At 31.3% G+C, this 17,507-nt stretch carries 13 protein-coding genes; 10 read left to right on the top strand and 3 right to left on the bottom strand.

What is annotated here, in order from left to right:
* Positions 1 to 24 precede the first annotated feature (24 nt).
* The 4 genes from BMY33_RS09280 (at position 25) to BMY33_RS09265 (ending at position 3,016) form a co-directional block, all read left to right on the top strand.
* A complete protein-coding gene (locus BMY33_RS09280; protein WP_091407755.1) occupies positions 25 to 450 on the top strand; it encodes an energy transducer TonB in 426 nt (141 codons plus the stop codon).
* Between the two features lie 101 nt (positions 451 to 551).
* Entirely contained in the window at positions 552 to 1,718 is a 1,167-nt protein-coding gene (gene egtB / locus BMY33_RS09275; protein WP_091407753.1) for an ergothioneine biosynthesis protein EgtB, read from the top strand.
* A gap of 12 nt (positions 1,719 to 1,730) precedes the next feature.
* On the top strand, positions 1,731 to 2,705 hold the full coding sequence (locus BMY33_RS09270) for an L-histidine N(alpha)-methyltransferase (protein WP_091407751.1): 975 nt from the start codon (positions 1,731 to 1,733) through the stop codon (positions 2,703 to 2,705).
* 29 nt (positions 2,706 to 2,734) lie between these two features.
* On the top strand, positions 2,735 to 3,016 hold the full coding sequence (locus tag BMY33_RS09265; protein ID WP_091407750.1) for a DUF427 domain-containing protein: 282 nt from the start codon (positions 2,735 to 2,737) through the stop codon (positions 3,014 to 3,016).
* A 36-nt stretch (positions 3,017 to 3,052) separates the two neighbouring features.
* On the opposite strand, the gene BMY33_RS09260 is transcribed toward BMY33_RS09265, so the two are convergent.
* The 3 genes from BMY33_RS09260 to BMY33_RS09250 all read right to left on the bottom strand — a co-directional run bounded on the left by BMY33_RS09260 (position 3,053) and on the right by BMY33_RS09250 (position 7,843).
* Positions 3,053 to 3,349 carry an isoamylase early set domain-containing protein gene (locus tag BMY33_RS09260; RefSeq protein WP_091407749.1) on the bottom strand — a complete coding sequence of 99 codons (297 nt, stop codon included), beginning with the start codon at positions 3,347 to 3,349 and terminating at the stop codon, positions 3,053 to 3,055.
* Positions 3,350 to 3,570: 221 nt separating this feature from the next.
* Positions 3,571 to 6,462: a T9SS type A sorting domain-containing protein gene (locus tag BMY33_RS09255; RefSeq protein ID WP_091407747.1), complete on the bottom strand. Its 2,892-nt coding sequence runs from the start codon at positions 6,460 to 6,462 to the stop codon at positions 3,571 to 3,573.
* Positions 6,463 to 6,772: 310 nt separating this feature from the next.
* Entirely contained in the window at positions 6,773 to 7,843 is a 1,071-nt protein-coding gene (locus BMY33_RS09250) for an aminotransferase class V-fold PLP-dependent enzyme (RefSeq protein ID WP_091407746.1), read from the bottom strand.
* Positions 7,844 to 7,921: 78 nt separating this feature from the next.
* Between BMY33_RS09250 and BMY33_RS09245 the strand changes: the two genes are divergently transcribed.
* The 6 genes from BMY33_RS09245 to BMY33_RS09220 all read left to right on the top strand — a co-directional run bounded on the left by BMY33_RS09245 (position 7,922) and on the right by BMY33_RS09220 (position 17,476).
* Entirely contained in the window at positions 7,922 to 8,866 is a 945-nt protein-coding gene (locus BMY33_RS09245) for a dihydrofolate reductase (RefSeq protein ID WP_091407744.1), read from the top strand.
* Between the two features lie 9 nt (positions 8,867 to 8,875).
* Complete coding sequence (locus BMY33_RS09240; RefSeq protein WP_091407742.1) at positions 8,876 to 9,733, top strand: fructosamine kinase family protein; 858 nt, start codon at positions 8,876 to 8,878, stop codon at positions 9,731 to 9,733.
* Between the two features lie 146 nt (positions 9,734 to 9,879).
* A complete protein-coding gene (locus tag BMY33_RS09235) occupies positions 9,880 to 12,186 on the top strand; it encodes a cellulase family glycosylhydrolase (protein WP_091407741.1) in 2,307 nt (768 codons plus the stop codon).
* Between the two features lie 88 nt (positions 12,187 to 12,274).
* On the top strand, positions 12,275 to 14,629 hold the full coding sequence (locus BMY33_RS09230) for a T9SS type A sorting domain-containing protein (RefSeq protein WP_091407739.1): 2,355 nt from the start codon (positions 12,275 to 12,277) through the stop codon (positions 14,627 to 14,629).
* A gap of 128 nt (positions 14,630 to 14,757) precedes the next feature.
* Positions 14,758 to 16,737 (top strand): tetratricopeptide repeat-containing sensor histidine kinase, encoded by a 1,980-nt coding sequence (locus BMY33_RS09225; protein ID WP_170837048.1) that lies wholly within the window; start codon positions 14,758 to 14,760, stop codon positions 16,735 to 16,737.
* Positions 16,721 to 17,476: a LytR/AlgR family response regulator transcription factor gene (locus BMY33_RS09220; protein ID WP_091407736.1), complete on the top strand. Its 756-nt coding sequence runs from the start codon at positions 16,721 to 16,723 to the stop codon at positions 17,474 to 17,476. Before BMY33_RS09225 ends, BMY33_RS09220 begins: the two co-directional genes overlap by 17 nt.
* Positions 17,477 to 17,507: the final 31 nt, after the last annotated feature.

Genomic DNA, 17,507 nt, shown 5'->3' with positions numbered 1-17,507 from the left:
CCCCAAAACTTAAACTGAATTACTATGAAAAAACTACTACTTATTGCAACAATTTTATGTTCCACCTTTTTATTTGCTCAGGATAATGTTATCCTATCACAAGATAATGCCAATGAAAAAGGAATTACGCCCATGTGGCCTAAATGTGAAAAATCAAGACAGACTCCTATAAAGTGTTTTGATAATAATTTAAGAAATCATATTATAAGAAACTTTAGATATCCTGAAATTGCTGAAAAAGATGGATTAGAAGGTACCGTAACTGTAGATTTTATAATTAACAATAAAGGTAAAGCTGAAGTAATAGATGTTAAAGGGGGGCATAGATATCTACAAAGAGAAGCTGTTAGAATTATTAGAGCAATTCCTAAGATGAAACCTGGAAAATGGGGAAAGAAACCAATTGCTATAGCTTATGAAGTGCCAATTACTTTTATTAAACCAAAATAATATTTGAGTTTTTAACATTGGATTAACTCTGTTATCAAGTAGTGAAATAATAAAAATCCTTAAATTTGAGTGTGTTCGTAAATCGAATACGCTCTTTTTTTATGGTAATTACTGATAATTTGCTTTCTTCTTTATTGACTACTAGATCTCATACAGAAGAAATTTGTGCCCCACTTCAGACAGAAGATTATGTTGTTCAACCCATAGTCGACGTTTCTCCACCAAAATGGCACTTAGGACATACTACTTGGTTTTTTGAAGAGTTTATCCTTGCTAAATATAAAGCTGGCTATACCAGATTTCATGATGATTTTGCTTACGTTTTTAATAGCTATTATGAAAGTATAGGTAAACGGGTTGTAAGAACGAATAGAGGTAATCTTTCTAGGCCTACGGTAAGTGAGGTTTATGAGTATAGAGATTACGTAACGAATAGTTTGCATAGCTTCTTAGAAGATGTTGATGATATTGAAATTAGAACTCTTGTAGAGATTGGTATTCATCATGAAAAACAGCATCAAGAATTATTATTAACAGACATTAAGTTTATTCTGGGTAATAACCCATTACTTCCTGAGTATAATGCCACTTTTGAGGAAAATCCAACGGTAAAATTATCTTCGAAATATATTACTATTGATGAGGGGTTATATCAAATTGGTTTTAAAGGAGATGGGTTTTGTTATGATAACGAACTCGGAGCGCATAAGGTATTCATTGAAAAATATAGTATTGCTAAAAGTTTAGTGACAAATAAAGAATATTTAGATTTTTTAAGTGATCGAGGATATGAGAATAGTTTGTTATGGCATGCAGAAGCTTGGGATTGGATTAATTCTGATAACATTAAGATGCCACTGTATTGGCATAAAGTGGATGGAGAATATTATCAGTATACATTAAGAGGATTAAAAAAAATTGACTTAAATGCTCCGGTTACCCATATATCATATTATGAAGCTTTTGCCTATGCACAATGGAGAGGTGAGCGTCTTCCTACAGAATTTGAATGGGAAGCAGCGCAGCAATTTTTTGATTGGGGATTAAGATGGGAATGGACAGAAAGTGCTTATTTGCCTTATCCCAATTATGCTAAAGCTCCGGGAGCGCTTGGTGAGTACAATGGTAAGTTTATGGTTAATCAAAAAGTACTTAGAGGAGGGTCTGTTGCCACTCCTAATAATCATACAAGGCCGACTTACCGTAATTTTTTTCACCCACAATTAAGATGGCAATTTAATGGATTGCGATTAGTAAAAAATAAATAATTCCCCAATTACATGAGTTCAAAAAATCTAGACGTATTAGTTTGCGCTTTCGGTAAGGAAGTACACGAAGGGTTAACTAGTTTTCCAAAATATTTATCTTCTAAATTCTTTTATGATGAATTAGGAGATAAATTGTTTCAGCAGATTATGGATCTGCCAGAATATTATCTAACTAATGCTGAGTATGATATTTTTCAGCTACATAAAACTGATATTTTAAAAAGTTTTGATGCTGATAAAGAAGGGTTTGATCTTGTAGAACTTGGTGCTGGTGATGGAAAAAAAACAAAAGTATTATTGAGAGAGTTACTCAAAGAAGAACACCCAGTTACGTATCATCCAATAGATATTAGTAAACACGCTATTGATGGATTAGTTGAGAATCTTAATCAAGAATTGTCGAAGCTTGATGTAGAAGGTCAAATAGGAGAGTATTTTGAAGTCTTAGATAGATTAAAACATATTAGTGATCGTAAGAAAGTTATTATGGTCTTAGGATCTAATATAGGTAACCTTTTACACCCTCGAGCAATTCAATTTTTGAAAAAACTTAACACAGTAATGCATTCTGATGACCTTATTTTTATGGGGTTTGATCAAAAAAAACATCCTCAGAAAGTTTTAGATGCCTATAACGACAAATCTGGAGTAACGGCTGCATTTAATAAGAATGTTTTGGCAAGGATAAATAAAGAGCTTGGAGGTAATTTTGATTTAGAAGCTTTTATCCATTGGGAGGTGTATGATCCTGAAAGTGGTACAGCTAAAAGTTATCTTGTAAGTACTAAAAAACAAACAGTTGATATCGATTGTTTATCCATACAAGTGCATTTTGAAGCCTGGGAAAGTATACATACTGAGATTTCACAAAAGTATGATGATGATACAGTGAAATGGTTGGCTAAAGAATCAGGATTAGAGATTAGCGAATCGTTTACAGATGAAAATAAGTATTACAAGAATTATGTATTCAAAAAGACAGAATAAATAATTTTAGTTTTAAAAAATATAAAGTTATGAAAGCAATATGGAATAATGAGATCATTGCAGAAAGCAATGATACGAAGGTGATTGAAAATAATCATTATTTTCCTCCTGAGGCTATAAAGAAAGAATTTTTCGCATCTAGTGAAACACATACTAATTGCCCTTGGAAAGGAGTAGCATCTTATTACACGGTCACGGTGAATGGTAAGGAAAATACGGATGCAGCCTGGTTTTATCCAGAAACCAGTGATTTAGCTAAGCAGATTAAAGGATATGTTGCATTTTGGAAAGGTATTGAGGTTGTAGAATAGTTACTACAACCTCTTTAAAGATTATATATTTACTGGTTATAGAACTAGTAAACTGTTTTCTGAAGAAGCAAAATCGTTCCATTGATATCCATCTGCTTCAGTTTCATTAGTCCATTGACCATCCACTACATATTTAAATTCAAACTTTTGATCTTTTGGAAGATCTAAAGTTCCTTTAAATGTGCCATTTTTTAATTTCTTCAATACTGTAGCTTCAGTATTCCATTCATTAAATTCTCCAGCTACACAAACATTAATTGCTTCTTTTGCTGGAACAGAAAAAGTAACTTTACAGATAGGTTTAGACTTTAAGTATTGTTTGGTTATTGCCATAATTTTAGTTTAAAATTTATTCTTGGTTAATAAAGTTTAAGGGAAATTACCACAAAACATTAAAAAATAAAAGAGTAAACTTGCAGATTTTCAATAATTTAATGAACAATTAACAATTAGATATTAACGATAACGATGTAGTATATATAACCTATACCTTATCCCTTAATATGCTAAAGGTTTTTGGAAGTTAAATCATATCAAAAACTTGTGAAACGTTTTTAATGGCGAACCATAAATCGTAAATTTTGAGTTTCTTTTTTATAATAATCTACAGATAATACATACAAACCGTTGGCTAAATGTGATACTTCAATATTATTTCCATCAGTAATAAGTTTCTGAGAATCAATTGTCATCTGTTTTCTTCCTTGTAGGTCATAAATATTGATTGTTACTATTTCATTGGTGTTATTTGTGGATTTCTGTATTGATAATTGATTATTTACAGGGTTGGGAAATAGTTTTATATCTAATTCATCTGTACCTGAGAAATCTCTATTAATTGCATTATTGACGTCTACTAATTTCCATTTAGTACAATTTCCTGTATATCCTTGTGAGACTTGTGTGATCGAAACTGATTCGTCTATATCGGCAGAACACCCTTGTGATCTTATCCAACTATTAGTTTGTCTGTTTTCTATTCTAAAATACCCTTGCTCATCAGTTTCAATTAGTTTCCATTGTTCACACCATCCGAAGGAACTAGAGCCCACCTGAACTATTTCGACAGAATCATCAGATACATTACTACAATCTTTAGGTCGATACCTTCCATTTGTAGCTTTGTTTTGCAAAAAATAATATCCATTATCTGTAGGAATGAATTCAAACATAGTACAGTTCCCTGTATTATTGGTTGAGGTAACAACTAATGGAGTAGTTTCGTTATACTCATTAGAACATTCTTGTGTTCTAACCCATTGTTTGGTAGCTTTATTTTCTAATCTCCATGAAATTCCACTAATATCAGTTTCTACATTATTATTTATGGCACTAATATTAATTTCTTGAAGATCATCAAAACGACTATTCCAGTTTTCATTTTCAGGAACTATATATGATAACCATTTATAATCATTATCAGCTATTGGTATGTTTTGATTTATAGTAACTTCAATTTCTATGTTATCGACTCCTGCAGGAACAGTTGTAATGGTTACACCATAATTGGTCCAGGGAGCTCTGTTAAGTTGTAAGGAAAGAATAATGTCTCTAGTTACAGATGCTGAATATTCTAGGTTGATTGTTTCAGAATTACCAGGAGAAACTGTATCGGGACCATCTATAGATACAATTTCATCGCTAATTTGATTTGGTGACCACCATAGATTACCAAAGTTTTCTATTTGTGAAAAATTACGTGGTTTGACCCAGGTAGCATAAATAGATCCAATAATATTGTCTACTCCTTGAGATGCTGTTTGCCATTGATTGTAATTTAAATTAACATCGGCATCATAAAATGCTCCTACAATCTGTTTAAAACCCAAGTCAGAGAAAAACTTAAGAGACTTCGTGCCTTTATCAATAATCTTTTGACCTTCCCACCAAGTAGCAAGTATCACTTTATTAGGGTCTACTGTTACCCATGACTGATCTAAGGTGTTGTTAATTTGATAATAATCCGCTACGGCATTGTGTTCTGGGTCTATCATATCACTCCAAAAATAATATTCAACATCAGGAGCAACTTCAAAAAGATCATTAAATGCGCGTTCTATACTAGTTGCTAATGCAGCACCAGAGTTCCCGATTTGAGTATCTGAGGGTTCCCATCCACCGGTTCTTATTTCTGAATAGTTCAATAAAAAACCATCAGGTTGAAAATCATTATAAAGCTTTTGATGTATGGTACGCATTCTTGCATATATTTCAGGATTATTCCATGAAGCGGATATTTGTCCACTGGCGGTTGGAAGTCCGTGATACCCATTTATTCTTACTATATCACCTTCTTTTATATTTGTAGTATTGTTAATAATTATTTTAGGCGATAAATGTTGTGTGTCAAAAGCTCCCGAAAAACCCGAAATACCAAGTTGATTATCCGTTATTGGTGCTACATCACCTCCAAATGAAAGTGTTTGCCCATTAGCGTGTTTTAGCGATGTTGGCAAATCTTCTCTGTTTAACCAATTAAGTGTAGGAGAATCTATAACTTCTACATCATCCCACCAAATTGTACCTTGTTGGCCTCCAAAAACGGCTAACGCTAAATTTACTTCAGTAGCGTTTAAACTATTAAATCCGATACGTACTTCTTCCCAACCGTCCGTAGTTAAGTTGTTAGCGCTGTTATAATATTTTCTTCCTCCATTATCATTCGGGAGTGATATATGTAAATTTGTTAAGGTACGTTCCTTATTATTCTCATCTCTTAATAGTGCTGCTAAGTTTCGTGCGGTTAGGTTTTCAGTTTTAATCCAAAACTTCAATGTATATTGATGAAATGGCTTTACATCGAAAACAGTGAAAATTCTAGAACTTTCATTATTTATAGCTTCTGCTCTAAAGGATGCATTGCCACTTTTTTTAATAGTTGTGTCAATAAAAGTACGTTCTCCTACTGCATCTTGAGATTTCCATTGTAAAACATTATTTCCATCAAAATTTTCAAAATCACCATTAACCAAATTAGAAGATTTAATAGGTATTAGTTCACCATTCGTGGCTTTCAATTCTTGCTGTTCTATAGGATATCCAGTTGTTAGATTAGGGTCAGAAGCTATTAACGAACTTGCAAAGCCCATGGAGATGGTAATAAAATGCAATTTCATATCTCTAGCTTTAATACCATCTACTAATACTTGGATTCTTTCATCCCATCTGGAGCCTGCAGTTCCATTAAGTCCATAGGAATTTAGTTTAGAGTCAGAGTATAATACGGTATTTGCTCCAGCTGCTTTTGCTTTATCTATATGAACGAATAGTTCTTCTGGAGTATCTACTACCAGATTAGCAGACATATGTAATACTTTATCTTCTTTTCCGATAACTTTAGTAATGATATTACTTGAATCATCATCTGATATTGGTACTTCCTGCGAAGTAGTGAAAAAAGTAAAACATAAAAATAATAGTGTGAGAAATAGGTTGAGTTTTTTCATGATATTTTGTGTCTACGATTTAAGAACAAATGGGTAATCTATTTGGTTACATTGTTATAACCAGAAAGATACCTCTTTGCTAGTATATGTGGATGTACTAAAGTAATATTTGGTTAGTACTAGTTTGTAGTTGTCTATTATAACTTTGTGGTTGGAAATCAGTTTAATAACAGCTACTAGTTTACCTTAAAAAATCATACCATTTTTTAAATCTGAATGAGAATCGCTAATTGCATATTTTAATACAATATTTATTCAAATTATTTCTACAACTTGTGTAGAAATAAAGCACTATTATCATGAAAAACTTCTAAATATTGGCTAACAATTTATCAATATCATCGATCGTATTGTAAAAATGTAGACTGATTCTAATTCCATTCCCTCTTAAAGAGGTAATAATATTTTTTTCTTTAAGTGAATTATAAGTTTCTTTAGTAGCTTTTATATTGAAGATTGAGCTATGATTACTTCTTTCTATTACATCAGTTTCTAATAAATTCGAAGCGATTAATTTTGTTTTTGCATAGTTAGCTAGCTCTTGTATGTTTTCTTCAATTCGCGGAAGTCCAATTTTAGATAAAAATTCTAAGGAAAACTGTAAACTTCTGAAATTAAAAGTATCTAAATGCCCACATTCATATCTAGCTCTTAGATTTGTATAGGAAGAATCATAATTAGTAGAAGAAACTGCTTTATTATAAGTATCTGGTGTGATTTTCTCAAGAATACCTTCTTTAAATAAAAAGAATCCATTACCATAGCCTCCCAATAACCATTTGTAGCCGCTACAGCCAAGAATGTCAATTCCTGAAGAGTTAAAGTCAAAAACTCTAGTGCCACAAAATTGTGTTCCATCAGCAATAATTAGAAGATCAGGATTTTTTAGCTTTAACTGCTTAAGAAATTCAAGATTTATTGTTATTCCATTGAGATATTGGACTAAGCTAAAAGCAAAAATATTAGGATTATGTTTAGAAATTGCATTTTCAATATTTTCTTCTAGTGAACTATTTGCGCTAGCGAAACATATTTCAAATCCTTTGCTAATTGTGGAGAAGTTTATAGAAGGGTAATCTTCATCTAAAAGAAGTATTTTTTGGTTTTTATCTAATCCATTTAGAATAGTATTAAAGCCCAAAGAAAAGTTTGGTGTTAGTATTGTGTTTTCTAATTTACAACCTAAAAAAGTCCCAATAGATTCTCTAACAGCATTTAATTGTTTTTCTTGTTGGTCTCTAAACATACTTCCTTCAATGAGAAAATCAAAATCATGTTCTTGTCTATAATCTAAAAGGGAGTCATATAATAAGCCAGAGGAAGCTGTGTTAAGATATGTGTTTTGTGATAATACAGGAAATTCTTTTTTTAAATTCTTCATAAGTTATTTTAGGGCTTTTTGGTAAAACCTTTATATTTACTTGGTTAATTAATCAAGCATTACTAAGGTACTATTAAAATGTTTTCAAAAAGAAAAGAAACTCCACAAATTGATCCTGTGCAGCGTGAATTATATGAACATGCTCGTAAACGGATTGTTCAAAAGAAAAGACTATTTCAGCATTTTATAGTGTTTTTAGTTGGTTCTACATTTTTAGTTATTCTCAATCTATTAATTGGGATTGGTAAAGAGATTACTTTCTTTGGGATTGACTGGTGTGCGATAGCTATTATCTGTTGGGCATTTTTATTCGTGTTGCATTTTTGTAATGTATGGTTATTTCACAAATTCATGGGTGCTGATTGGACAAGCAGTCATATGGAGCGTTTGATAGCTAAACAAAAATTAGAAATAGAATTAATTCAAAAAGATGTAGATAAAATGTATCCAAAAGATGAATTGATTAAAAAGAAAGAAGAATTCATAAAACACAAACAACCAAAAGCTATCAGTGAACCAAAAGTAACTGATTTTCCCCAGAAGATTACAATGATTGCGGCGGCCGGAGAAAATAATGCTTTAGGAAAGGATAATGATTTGGTTTGGCATCTTCCTGATGATTTTAAACGTTTTAAGCAATTGACTACGGGGCATCATATTATTATGGGTCGAAAAACTTTTGAATCATTCCCGAAACCATTGCCAAATCGTGTACATGTTGTAATAACTAGAAATCAAGATTATAAGCCAGAGGGTGCTGTGGTAGTCCATTCTATGGAAGAAGCTTTAGCGGTGGCAAAAGATGATCCGCAACCATTTATTATAGGTGGAGGAGAGATCTATAAAATTGGAATGGAATATTCTGATTGTATTGAGCTTACCAGAGTTCATGGAACATTTGAAGCAGATACTTTTTTCCCAGATATAGATACAGAATTATGGACTGTTGATAAGAAAGAGTTACATGGGGCAGATGAGCGACATAATTTTGGTTTTACTTATTTGACTTATAAGAAGAAGTAAGTTCTTAATTTGTTATCAAAAGAATTCATAAGACATTTAGAAAACCTTCTTTCTGAAGGAATCTTTTCTGTAAAACCTTTATCAGGCGGAGATATTAATGAAGTATTTCTTTTAACCACAAATAACGGAGAATTAGTGGTTAAATTAAATAGTGCATCTAGATTTCCTGGAATGTTTGAAAAAGAAGCTAGGGGTCTACAAGAACTAGGAAAAGCAAATGTTTTTAAAATCCCCAAAGTACTGCATTTTGGTAATGATACTGATTTGTCTTTTCTGTTATTAGAGTATATTAAGCCTAGAAACCAATCCGCAAATTTTTGGTCGGTATTTGGTGAGCAACTCGCTATTTTGCATCAAAGAAGTAAACCATATTTTGGTCTTGATATAGATAACTACATTGGTAGTTTGCCACAATATAATGGTAAATATTCTTCGGTTTTAGAGTTTTATATAAATCAACGGTTACAACCGCAGTTTGATATAGCACTAAGAAAAGGATTTGTATTCCAGAATATAGAAAGATTTTATAAAAATATTGAGTCCGAAATTCCCGAGGAGGAATCTGGTTTGATACATGGTGATCTATGGAATGGTAATTTTATAGTTGATAATAAAGGTCTTCCTTGTTTAATTGATCCAGCTGTTGCATATGGCCCCAGAGAAATGGATATCGCTATGATGCATTTATTTGGAGGTTTTGATCAAGAACTATTTCTCGTGTACAATGAGATTTTTCCATTAACAAAAGGTTGGAAAGGGAGAATTGAAATTTGGCAATTGTACTATTTATTAGTACATCTTAATTTATTTGGTGCTTCCTATTTGCCAAAAATTCAACTAATTCTTGAAAAATACTCTAACTCTTAATTGAGTATTGTTTCACTTTTTTTAAAAACACATTGTAAATTAATATTGACCAATCATTGATTGAGAATGGTCGTTCATCAAATTGAGCATTTCTGTAGGTTGTTTTAGACTTTATTTTAGGAGTCTAACACAAATCAATTTTTATTATGAGAAAAACAAACCTATTAATGATTGCGATGATCTTGTTCGCTGTCTCTCAATTAATATCACAAACTATTGTAGAAAGGCATGGACAGTTACGAGTAGAGGGAAGTAAAATAAAAGATAAATGTAATAGAGTTACTCAGTTAAAAGGGATGAGTTATTTCTGGCACCAATGGGAAGGAGGAGAATATTGGAATAGCAATGCCCTAAAATGGCTTAGAGATGATTGGAAAGTAGAGGTAGTTAGAGCAGCAATGGGTGTTCGCGGTGGAGGTGGAGATTATATTGATGATCCTGTTGGTTCTGTAAATCAGGTTAGGGCGGTTGTTGATGCGGCAATAGAACATGGAATTTATGTTGTAATAGATTTTCATGCTCATCCAAATTATAAAGAAGAAGCTAAAACTTTTTTCAGACAAATGTCCAAGGAGTACGGAGCATATCCGAATGTCATTTATGAGATATGGAACGAACCGATTGGTGATTATGGAAATGCAATTGGTACCTGGAACGAGATAAAAAGTTATTCCAGAGAAGTTATTGCAGAAATCAGAGCAAATGATCCTAATAATATTATTGTAGTTGGGACTCCGTTTTATTCGCAAAGAGTAGATACTGCGGCAGATAACCCTTTAACTGTAGATATTAATAATAAACCTGTAAATAACATTGCTTATACAATACATGCATATGCTGGAGCGCATAAGCAATCATTGAGAGATAAAGCAAATTATGCAATTAATAAGGGATTAGCATTGTTTATGACTGAGTGCGGAAGAGTTGGTACTAATTATGGGCCTAACAATAATCTAGACGCGGCAGAATGGAACCGTTGGGAACAGTGGATGGATAATAATGATATTAGTTATTGTAAGTGGTCATTAAGTAATAAGAATGAAATTAGTTCATCTCTAAAAACATCAGCTAGTTCCAATGGTAATTGGAATTATAATAATGATTTAACTGCAGAAGGAAGATGGAACAGAGATCATTTTCGAGCAGTAAATACTTCTCCATCTTCTTGCGATGATACAGGAGGAAATGATGAAGATTTGATTAAGTCAATAATAGTACCTGATGCAGTTGTCAAAGGAGGTAAAGCCTATACTGAAGTAACATATTCTTCAAGTTCTAATAGGGATATAGTCGCCGTTTTTCAACTAAATAGAAGCCCTTATACTGTTTATGGATCAAAAAGAGTAAATGTTTCAGATGGTACAGATACCATAGATATAGAAGTTCCTATTGATAATAATACTCCAGTCGCTAGTAATGATTACAAATTTCAAATTTTTATTACTCCACAAGGCAAAGATTGGAATGAAAGATTACATACGATTTCTAAGACAAATATAGATTGTATACAGAATACTGGGAATATTATAGTTAGAGCAAAAGGAACTAATAATTCAAGAATAGAAGTGCGTTATAATGATACCCGGATTGATGATGCTATCACGCTGACAAATAGTTTTGTTAATTATAGCTTTTCAGTTTCTGAGACTTCAGGCAATTTTAAAGTAGCTTTTATTAACGATGATACCGGACGAGATGTAGAAATTGATTGGTTAGAAATTGATGGGGAAAGAATCCAAGCAGAATCTAGAGAAGAAAATACAGGTGCCTGGAATGTAACTTGTGGTGGTGGAAGTTTTACACAAGCAATTCATTGTAACGGCCATATTAATTTTGGAAATGTGAATGATTTAAGCCAAAATGGGGTTATTCAAATAGGAGCAAAAGGAAACTGTGGAGGCGAAAAAATTCAGTTATTAATTGACGGTAAAAAAGTGTCCGAATGGTCACTCGAAAATAATATTTCAGTCTACAATTATGAAGGATATAAGGATAATCAAAACATAAAAATTTCATTTATAAATGATGGGAGTATTAATAATTGTGACAAAAATGTATACATAGATTGGATTAAAGTGTGTGAGACAAGATATCAAACAGAAGATGTAGCTTCCAGAACAGGTTGTGGAAATTCAGAGTGGTTATTTTGCAATGGTAATTTTGATTTCGGAAGCCTTAATTGTAATGATAAAATCTCAGTTAGTGGTATTCAAAAAACTTTTAACGTGTTTCCAAATCCGGTTACCGACAATAAAATTACTGTTAAGGGTTCTGAGTTATATACGATCGCAATTTATAATATGGAAGGAAAAAAGGTGTATGAAGAAAATAATATATCGAGCACGAGTACTATTCTAACAGAACATTTAAAAAATGGTTTATATATACTAAAAATGTATGACCGTACTACGAAAACCGAAGAAACTAAAAAAATAATTATAGACAATCGTTAATTAATTAAAAAAGAAATACCAAGTATAGTTTTATACTTGGTGTTTCTTTTTGTTTCTAGAATATTAATTGTTTACAATACATCATGTAATGAAAAAAATAAAACTAATGATAATGTTTTGTGTCTTACTTACGTTTTTTGCAAGTGCACAAAAAACGTATTATGTAAGTTCTCAAAACGGGAATGATAATAACTCAGGACTAGAGCAAAATCTTGCTTTTAAATCAATTCAGAAAGCAGTAAATTCTGTAAATGAAGGTGATACTGTGAAAATTTTATCAGGAATATATACAGGTGAAAATGATAGTCCTTGGAGTGAAATATTTATGTCCATCTCTGGATCAGAAGAAAAGTATATAACCTTTTCCGGAGTTCCGGATGCGCAAGGAAAATTACCTACGATAGTTTCAGCCTCGGTAAAAGGAATCGATTTGTTAGGATCTTCGTATTTGATTATAGAAAATTTAGAATTTGTTCCAGCTGACGAGGATGTAAAAGGAATGATTAATGACCCTTCATTTGGGTTGGAATTATGGAGGGCAAGAAGAGCTATTGGTATTGATAATGGCTCTCACCATATCATTATCCGTAATAATTATGTACACGATTTTCCTGGAAATGGAATTGCTATTGGTGGATCAGAAGTAGTATTGATAGAAGGGAATTTGGTAGAACATTGTGCATTTCAAAGTCAGAATGGGAATAGCGGAATTTCATCATATCAACCTGCAAACTTAAATGTCAGTAGTTTTCCGGATTATCCCAACCATAGAATCATTTATAAAAATAATGTTTCCAGATACAATGTGAATCTTCGAGGGTTTCTAGGAGGAGGTAATAGAATTACAGATGGTAACGGGATCATTGTAGATGATCATATCCAGGATCAAAAAGAAAATGGTGTACCGTATAATAGCAGAACGTTATTGATTGGGAATGTTTGTTACGGTAATGGCGGCCAAGGAATTAATGTATTTTCTAGTGATAATGTTGATGTTTATAACAATACTCTATTTGATAATGCACAAAGTACTCGAATTTCTAATCCTGCATATCCAATAGCTATTGGTGATTCTCAATTGTCAATCGGAAGAGTGAAAAATGCTCGTGTTAAGAATAATATTTTATATAATTCTAATGCTTCAAAAACTACGATATCAAGATATCAGGATGAAAATATAAGTTATGATCAAAATATACATTGGAACGCTACAGGGAATCCAGAATCATTAAGTACTAATGATCTCATCGTAAATCCAAAATTGAAAAGTATTCAAGCATTAAATGAATCTCAAACAAATTTGTTGGCTACTTCGTCGAATCCATTTAATATAAATGGAGCTTCTGCAACATTATTTACTCCTACAAAAAACAATAATTTTCCAGTTCATAATGTGAACCTTCAGTCGAGTAGTCCAGCCATTAATGCTGGAGTTAATGTAGGATTTGGCGATATTGTAGGAACATCGATTGATATTGGAGCTATAGAATTTGATGGAGTAGTAAATACATTAGAGGATAAGATTATTTCTACATCAGTACCCAACCAGGTTGTTGCAGGAAAGGAAACGATTATTACAATATCGTATGAAGCAAAAGAAGATAGAGACATATCGATAGTTTTTCAATTAGATTCGAGCCCTTACACGGTATACAAATCAAACAGAGCCAGAGTTTCAGCTGGAGTAGGAACTATTAATGTGCCACTTTCTATACCAGAAAACACTCCTATAGGAAATAATGAATATCAGTTTCAAGTTTATATAACTTCGGTTGGAGGAAATTGGAATAATCGATTAGATAATCTTAATAAACCTAATATTGATTGTATTTCTGAGGATATAGGAATAACTCAAGTTTTAGAGGTAGGGGCAAAAGGAAACTGTTCTGGCGAGCAAATAGAAATTCTTTTAGATAACAAACCAGTAGTTCAATTTACTTTGACTAATAATATTGAAGTTTATCGCTATAGTGATTATAAAGAAGGTCAAAACATAAAAGTCGCTTTTATAAATGATGATAATAGTACTTGTGATTTAAATGCGTATATCGATTGGATTAAAATTTGTGATATTTTATATCAAACAGAAGATTACTCCAATAGAACAGGATGTGGCTCTTCGGAATGGCTTTATTGTAATGGTAATTTTGATTTTGGAAACTTGTCTTGTGGGCAAAATCGAAACGGAGAGATAACAAAGGAATCGATAATACTATACCCTAACCCTGTAGAACATTCGTTTTTTGTTGAGAACAACAAAGATGAATTACTTTCAATAAAAGTTATGAATCTTGAGGGGAAAGTACTTAGAACGTTTAAATCAGAAATAAATGATACTAAATTAAGTGTTGATATAAATGATCTTCCAAAAGGAGTATATTTAGTAACCATTTTTTCTAAGGATAGTAAGGAGCAAAAAGCAATTAAAATTTATAAAGAATAATATCATTCACAATACATTTAATAAAAATGAAGTTAATAAAGCAGGTGATGATCTAAATCATCTGCTTTATCTATTATAGTATGGTTTTGATAAATTATATAGATTTATGGAACATTTAAAATATAAAGGTGAGATTGAATAATAAGTATATACGTTGTTTTTTTATACTTTTTACCATAGTCGCAGTATCGCAGACTCCTACTAAGAAAAATATTAGTATAAGAGATAGTTTGTTAACCGTTTATACTATTTGTGAAGATGTAGAACAAGCTAAAGCATCTTATCATCTTAGTCTGCATTATAAGGATGTAGATATGGATACCTCCTTACAATATGCAGAAGTTGCTAAGAAACTTTCATTATTACATAAAGATTATGGTTTATATGCGCGTAGCTTAAAACGATTAGGTGTTATTTATATGTATTCGGAAGACACAGATCTGGCATATAATTATTTTAATAGGGCTAAGCGCATAGCAAATGATGAAAAGGATTATTTTTTGATAGCAGATATTCAATCAGATATTGGGCTATTGTTTCAAAGAAAAAGTGATTATAAAGAGTCGTTAAATAATCTGATGGAAGCGTATTATTTTTTTAAAGATGAAAAACCTTCTGTAGAAAAACATAAATCATTAAATAGGCTGGGAATTTTATATTCTAAACTAAATAAAAATGATAGATCAGTTGATATTTTCTCCGAAGCTTTAGATGTAGCAATATTGCTTGGCGAAAAGGATAGAGAAATTACTAGTTATATAAATTTAGCAGTAATAGAAACACAAGTGGGAAATTTTGAAAAAGCTATTGCGCTATATAAAAAGATACTAAATAAAAGTATAGATGATAATCTGACCTATCAAAATCAAAAAAGAACTTGCTATAACAATCTGGCTTTTAACTACTACAAAGTAAAAAAATACGATTCAAGCTTGGTTTATGCGAACAAATCTTTAGCTATTAAACCAGATAAATTGTTTGATAGTAGAGTAGGACAAACCTATAGGACTTTAGGGAATGTATACCTGGATATAGGAGTCTATAAAAAAGCAGAGTATAATCTTAATAAAGCCTTATCGATTGCCGAAGAATATGAAATTAAGACTGCAGTAATTGATGCTTACAAGGATTTATGTAGATATCATAAAAAAACAGAAAACTATAAGGAAGCGCTAGAGTATTATGAGAAATTTACTTCATTAGAATCTAAATTATTAAATGAAAATTTTTCTGAACAAATTTCGAAAATAGAATCTTCTAAAGTAATTGAACAAAAAGATGTTGCCTACGCTTCTTTATCAAAAGAAAAAGCAGAAGATAAAAAAGAATTCGAATCAGATATAGAAAGGATTATTTGGATAGTGAGTCTTGTTTTAATAGCTATAATTGGAATGATTGTGTTATACGTGTATCGTAACAGAGTACATCTAGCAGAAAAACAGAAGCAAATTTCTACTATGAAATTATTTGCATTGCGATCACAAATGAATCCACATTTTATTTTTAATACTATAAATGGAGTACAAAACTCGATACTAAAATCAGATAAGTTTAGTGCATATAATTATCTAAGTAAATTTTCTCAATCCATTAGGTTGATTCTTGATAATTCGAATGATTCGTTTATCAGGTTACAAAAAGAGTTAGATCTTATTAGAGTGTATGTGGATTTAGAAAAAATTCGATTTCGTAATAAGTTAGATTTTACTTTAAAAGTAGATCATAATATAGAAGAACAGAATCCTTATATTCCTGCAATGATTTTACAACCTATTATAGAAAATTCAATAATCCATGGTATTAGTAATAAGCCAGAAGGAGGTCTTGTTTCTTTAATAATAGCACCTAATAATGATAATTTAAAAATTATTATAGAAGATAATGGCATAGGAAGGGAAGAAGCTAAAAAAATTAAGATGTCTAAACCAAAAGGTTTTGTTGGCATTACTTCGATAAATACAAAACAGCGTGTAGATATTTTAGTGAAATCAGGATATAAAGATGCGAGGTATTATTTTGAAGATCTTTTTGATGATAGTAATGAGGTAAAAGGAACTAGAAGTATATTAATTCTACCATTAAAGAATATGTATGACAAAAATAATTAATGCAATTATAGTAGACGATGAATTAAATGGGATAGAAAATTTACAATCTTTGATTGTAACATTTTACCCTCAAATTGAAATAGTAGGTACTGCTCAAACTTTTGACCAAGCACAGACACTTTTAGAATTGAATACAATAGATGTTGCTTTTTTAGATATACAGATTGGTACAAGAAGTATTTTTGAGTTTTTAGAAAAATTTGCAAGAATAGATTTTGAAATAATTTTTATGTCAGCACATAATCATGCGTTAGAAGCTTTTAGATATATGGCATTAGATTATCTTTTGAAACCTATTGATATCGATGATTTTAAAAAAGCAATAAGTCGGCTTTTAGAAGGTTTAGAGCGAAGATATTTTGCCAATAATGCCAAGGAATTAATTGAACAGCTCAAATTAGAAAAGGATAAGTTTAATAAAATCTCTATTCCCACTTTTGACGGGTATGAAATAGTTTCTATAAGTTCTATTTTATATTGTTTAGCTGATGGAAGTTATACCCAATTAACACTTAATAATAACAAACATATTGTAGCTTCACAAAATTTGAAATACTATGAATACTTACTTGAGAGTTTTGGTTTTTTAAGGATCCATAATTCTAGTTTAATTAATAAAGATCATATAACCCGTATTAGTAAGTCAGATGGAGGATTTGTGGTAATGGATGATGGAAAAAAACTATCAATATCTAAAACTAGAAAAGTAGATTTTTTCAAGAGTTTTAAAATTAAGTAGGCCATTTAAAAACATTTTGTTAAGTGAATTA

The organism is Aquimarina amphilecti (genome assembly GCF_900109375.1).
GTDB classification, from domain to species: Bacteria; Bacteroidota; Bacteroidia; order Flavobacteriales; family Flavobacteriaceae; genus Aquimarina; species Aquimarina amphilecti.
The sequence above is the reverse complement of the archived record's forward strand: the minus strand, read 5'-3'. Positions and strand labels throughout refer to the sequence as shown.

Excerpts from the sequence above, each read along its gene's own strand:
- BMY33_RS09250 (WP_091407746.1), bottom strand. The coding sequence starts at position 7,843 with ATGAAGAATTTAAAAAAAGAATTTCCTGTATTATCACAAAACACATAT.
- BMY33_RS09220 (WP_091407736.1), top strand. The coding sequence starts at position 16,721 with ATGACAAAAATAATTAATGCAATTATAGTAGACGATGAATTAAATGGG.
- BMY33_RS09265 (WP_091407750.1), top strand. The coding sequence starts at position 2,735 with ATGAAAGCAATATGGAATAATGAGATCATTGCAGAAAGCAATGATACG.
- BMY33_RS09280 (WP_091407755.1), top strand. The coding sequence starts at position 25 with ATGAAAAAACTACTACTTATTGCAACAATTTTATGTTCCACCTTTTTA.
- BMY33_RS09230 (WP_091407739.1), top strand. The coding sequence starts at position 12,275 with ATGAAAAAAATAAAACTAATGATAATGTTTTGTGTCTTACTTACGTTT.
- BMY33_RS09260 (WP_091407749.1), bottom strand. The coding sequence starts at position 3,349 with ATGGCAATAACCAAACAATACTTAAAGTCTAAACCTATCTGTAAAGTT.
- egtB (WP_091407753.1), top strand. The coding sequence starts at position 552 with ATGGTAATTACTGATAATTTGCTTTCTTCTTTATTGACTACTAGATCT.
- BMY33_RS09255 (WP_091407747.1), bottom strand. The coding sequence starts at position 6,462 with ATGAAAAAACTCAACCTATTTCTCACACTATTATTTTTATGTTTTACT.
- BMY33_RS09235 (WP_091407741.1), top strand. The coding sequence starts at position 9,880 with ATGAGAAAAACAAACCTATTAATGATTGCGATGATCTTGTTCGCTGTC.
- BMY33_RS09270 (WP_091407751.1), top strand. The coding sequence starts at position 1,731 with ATGAGTTCAAAAAATCTAGACGTATTAGTTTGCGCTTTCGGTAAGGAA.
- BMY33_RS09245 (WP_091407744.1), top strand. The coding sequence starts at position 7,922 with ATGTTTTCAAAAAGAAAAGAAACTCCACAAATTGATCCTGTGCAGCGT.